The organism is Streptomyces sp. NRRL B-24572 (assembly GCF_002156145.1).
Lineage (GTDB): Bacteria > Actinomycetota > Actinomycetes > Streptomycetales > Streptomycetaceae > Streptomyces > Streptomyces vietnamensis.
In genome coordinates, this window is record NZ_MWIG01000949.1 from 1 (window position 1) to 4344 (window position 4344).

Consider the following 4344-nt stretch of genomic DNA (forward strand, 5'->3'; position numbering starts at 1 on the left):
CGGGGCCGCCGCCCTCACGCGTACCCGGACGCGCTCAGCGCCGCGGCACGGCCTGCCCGCTCGCCGCGTCCACCACGGGCCGGTCGCCCAGCGGGCCCTGCAGCGTCACGGTCAGCGTGATCTCCTTGGCGATCGCGATGCACACCCGCCCGGGGTCGGACTTCTCGTCGATCCGCACGGTCACCTTCTCCGGGGTCTCCACGGCCTTCGCGGTGTACGTGCTGCACACCCCGCCCCAGAAGGTGACCGACAGCTTCCGGCCGTCGTCCGCCGTCCGGTACGACTCGACCCGCCGCACCGGCGCCGTGCCCTCGTCCGGCGGCGAGGGCTTCGCGGGCGGCGCCAGGTACTCGGGGGCCACCGCCGTCTCCACCACCGTGTAGGGCGCCGCGTCCACCGGGTCCGCGGTGAACAGCCACGCCGGCACGAGCAGCCGCTCGCCCGCCACGTCCTTGGCGGCCAGGCCGAACACCGCGGCCGTCACGGGGACCTCGGTCGGCGACGCCGTGCCGGCGACGGACCGGCAGGGCACGTCGGGGCCGGGCTCGGTGCCGACCTTGCCGTTCCCGTCGACCGCGGCCGGCTCGTCCTCGCCGTTCCCGCCGACGCCGTTCCCGTCGACTCCGGCCGGCGGGTCGGTCGCGCAGCCACCGATACCGATGGGACCGGTGCCCTTCGAGGCCTCGTTCAGCGCGGCGAGGGCCTTCTCCGCCCCGAGCACCGGATACGTGGCGCCCTTCGCCGGCTCCTCGAGCATCCCGCTCCCGGCGACAGGCCGGCCGTCCGGACCGATGTGCAGCCCCGTCGACCAGCCGTAGGTCGGCAGCCCGCCCACCACCGGATCGGCGTTGACCACCCGCACCGAACCGTCCATCACCTGGGTCGCGGTCACCTTCGCGTCGTCCTGGCCGAGCGCCTTCAGGACGGGGGCGGCCGCCGCCTTCGCCGCGGCCTCGCTCACCGGCGTACGGCCCGCGGTCGGGGGCTTCGCCCTGCCCGGGGGCGGGCACGCAGGGCCCTTGAGGCAGGAGTCGCCGACCGGACCGCCGTCGTACCAGGAGTACGTCCAGCTGCCGGGAGCCTTCCGGGCCACGTCGAGCCGCGGTCCCCGGCCGTCCTTCTCGGGCCCGATCGTCCAGACGTCCCCGACGAGGGAGGGCCGGCCCTCGATCCCGAGCGCTTCGGCCAGCCTGGTCACCTCCGCCGAGGTGACCAGGCCCTCGGGCCGGTGGACCGCGGCCGAGGAGGGCCCTTGGGGGAGGGGGCCCTTGGCTTTGTAGACCGTCCCGTTCGGGTTGCCGCCCGGGTCCGGTTCACCGGGCGCGATCCCGGGACCGCCTCCCGCGTCACCCCCGCTGCCGCCTTCGAGGCGCAGGGGCGGCGGCGACCCGGCCGTGTCTCCGGCCTCGGCGGACACCCCGGCGGGCATCGCCTCGCCGTCCGCCGTCGCCGCGACGGCGAGATAGACGCCACCGCCCCCGGCGAGCAGCACACCCGCCGCCACCGAGGCGGCGACGACGTTCCGTCGCCTCCGTACGTTCTCCGTACCGCTCACCGCAACGCTCCCTCGTCTCGACCGGACGCCGATGGGACGGAGCGGGCGGGCGGACGGTTCCGTCCGGTCAGCCGCCGTACTCGACGGTGGCGTCGATCAGCCGGGCCGAGGCCGCCGGCACGACGACCCCGTGGATCGACGCGGGGGAGACGCGTACGGGCTCGGGGGAGACCGGGGTGACCCAGTGGGGGGCCATCCGAGCACCGTCCCCGCGCAGCTGGGCGAGGCTCAACTCGGACTCGTGTCGCTCCCGGGGAGCGGGGTACAAGGTCATGGGCGCACCGTATGCACCGCACCGCTCCGGGGAAAAGCCCTACTCTGGGGTAGTTTCCACTGTTCGGCAGGGAGCGCCCCACCCGGTAGCGTGAACTGTCATTACCACCTTCCCGCAGGAGCGCCCCGCCGTGCGTATCGCAGTCACCGGCTCCATCGCCACCGACCACCTCATGACCTTCCCCGGCCGGTTCGCCGACCAGCTCGTGGCCGACCAGCTCCACACGGTGTCCCTCTCCTTCCTCGTCGACAACCTGGACGTCCGCCGGGGCGGCGTCGGCCCGAACATCTGCTTCGGCATGGGCCAGCTCGGCGGCAACCCGATCCTGGTCGGCGCGGCCGGCTACGACTTCGACGAGTACCGCGCCTGGCTCGACCGGCACGGCGTCGACACCGGCTCGGTGCGCATCTCCGAGGTCCTGCACACCGCCCGCTTCGTCTGCACCACCGACAAGGACCACAACCAGATCGGCTCCTTCTACACCGGTGCCATGAGCGAGGCCCGGCTGATCGAGCTCAAGGCCGTCGCCGACCGGGTGGGCGGCCTCGACCTCGTCCTCATCGGCGCCGACGACCCCGAGGCGATGCTCCGCCACACGGAGGAGTGCAAGACCCGGCGGATCCCCTTCGCCGCCGACTTCTCGCAGCAGATCGCGCGCATGGACGGCGAGGAGATCCGCACGCTCCTCGACGGCGCGACCTACCTCTTCTCGAACGAGTACGAGAAGGGCCTCATCGAGTCCAAGACCGGCTGGACCGAGGCGGAGATCCTCTCCCGCGTCGGCCACCGCGTCACCACGCTCGGCTCGCGCGGCGTGCGCATCGAGCGGGTCGGCGAGACGCCCATCGAGGTCGGCTGCCCCGAGGAGACCGCGAAGGTCGACCCGACGGGCGTCGGCGACGCCTTCCGCGCGGGCTTCCTGACGGGTCTGTCGTGGGGCGTGGGGCTCGAGCGGGCGGCGCAGGTGGGCTGCATGCTGGCGACGCTGGTCATCGAGACGCTCGGCACGCAGGAGTACGAGCTGCGGCGGGTGAACTTCATGGAGCGCTTCAGGAAGGCGTACGGCGAGGAGGCGGCGACGGAGGTCCAGGCCCACCTGGTCTGACGCGACCGCGCCCAGCCGGGCGCCGCACCTCAGGACCTGCCGCCCCCGCGCGGGCCGCGCCCGCCGTACGGAGCCGCCCGCGCGGGCCCCGCGCCCTGCTGCGCGGTGCCCTCCGCCGCCCGCCGTGTGGGCCCGCGCCGGGCTGGGCGGTGCCTTCCGTCGCCCTCCGTGTGGGCAATCGTCCCGCTCGAGCAGGGGGCACCCCCTTCGCCCTGCGGAACGATTGCCCACAACGGGGGGGCGCCGGCCCACAACGGGCGGGGCGCGGCCCGCAGGGGTCAGGGGCCCGCTGGGGTCCAGTGCAGGCGGCCGTCCAGGCCGATCGCCGCCACCCCGTCCGTACCGGCGTCCGGCGCGCCGGAGAACAGGAACTTCTCCAGCGTCCACACCGGCCGCACCCCCGCCCGGCCGTGGGAGGCCGTCGCCAGGAAGCCGGTGCGGGACCGGACCGCGAGCAGGTCGTCGCCGCCGCTCACCGGACCGAAGCCCGCGACGCCGGTGCCGGGCAGTTCCGTGAACGGCGAGACCGGGCGCGTACCGGAGAAGTCGGCGCTCCGCAGGTCGCCGGAGGACGGCTTGCGGAACCAGAGCCGTACCCCGTCGCCGTCCGGCGCGGCGCTCGCGCTCAGCGCGAGGGTCGTCGGCGGCAGCCCGGTCGGCGCCGGCCCCGTCAGCGGCCCGCCGGGGGTCTGCTCGGCCCAGGCGAGGACGGTGCTCGGGGTGCTGATGAAGACGTATCCGCGGCCGTTCGCGTCCGTCGCCGCCACCGGGTCGCCGTACACCTCCGTGCCGCCCAGGGACCGCCACGGATCCCAGCCGCCGTCGGCCCGCTGCTCGCGGGCTGCCAACTGGTGGAGGCTGTCGCGCAGGACCAGGGTGGCCCGGCCGTCGGGGGCCACGGTCACGGCGGGCGCGCTGATGTCCGAGGTGCCGGAGGCGTCGTTCCGCTCGGGGGTGCCGAGCGAGGTCCAGGGACCGAAGGCGCCGCCGGGGGCCGACTGGACGGTGGTGACCACCTCGCGCCGGTAGTCGGCCGCGGCCGCGCCGAGGGTCGTGCGGGTGCCGAAGACGGCTATGCGCCCGTCGGGCAGGGTCACGGAGGTGATGCCGCTGTCGAGGCCGCCGCCGGGCAGCAGCTCCGGGCCCTGCCAGGTCACGGCGTCGGCCGGCTTCCGCCAGGTCGCGAGGCGCCCGTCGAGGACGGAGAAGGCGTGCAGCCCGCCGTCGGGGTCGCGCTGGACCCAGGAGGTGGAGGTGCCCCGGGCGTACCGGACGGTCTTCGTCCAGCCCCGCCCGGTGGGCCGCACGGACACCTTCAGGTCGCCGCAGCCCGCGTCGGCCTCGCAGTCGTGGACGCCGTTCAGCCAGGAGTACGTCTTGAGGATGTTCAGCTTCGCCTCGGCCGCCGCC

3 protein-coding genes and 1 pseudogene are annotated in these 4344 nt (G+C 75.0%); 1 reads left to right on the forward strand and 3 read right to left on the reverse strand.

Annotated elements, in window-relative coordinates:
- Positions 1-34: 34 nt before the first annotated feature.
- Together CCN56_RS38685 and CCN56_RS38690 are read right to left on the reverse strand one after the other, a co-directional pair.
- Complete coding sequence (locus CCN56_RS38685; protein ID WP_086832312.1) at positions 35-1555, reverse strand: hypothetical protein; 1521 nt, start codon at positions 1553-1555, stop codon at positions 35-37.
- A gap of 67 nt (positions 1556-1622) precedes the next feature.
- A complete protein-coding gene (locus CCN56_RS38690; protein ID WP_041128845.1) occupies positions 1623-1829 on the reverse strand; it encodes a hypothetical protein in 207 nt (68 codons plus the stop codon).
- A 130-nt stretch (positions 1830-1959) separates the two neighbouring features.
- On the opposite strand from CCN56_RS38690, the gene CCN56_RS38695 reads away from it, so the two are divergent.
- The gene (locus CCN56_RS38695; RefSeq protein WP_086832313.1) at positions 1960-2934 is read left to right on the forward strand and encodes a carbohydrate kinase family protein; all 975 of its coding nucleotides are present in this window, start codon (positions 1960-1962) and stop codon (positions 2932-2934) included.
- Between the two features lie 278 nt (positions 2935-3212).
- Here CCN56_RS38695 and CCN56_RS38700 read toward each other — a convergent pair.
- Positions 3213-4344, reverse strand: a pseudogene (locus CCN56_RS38700) (PIG-L family deacetylase); the annotation flags it as partial.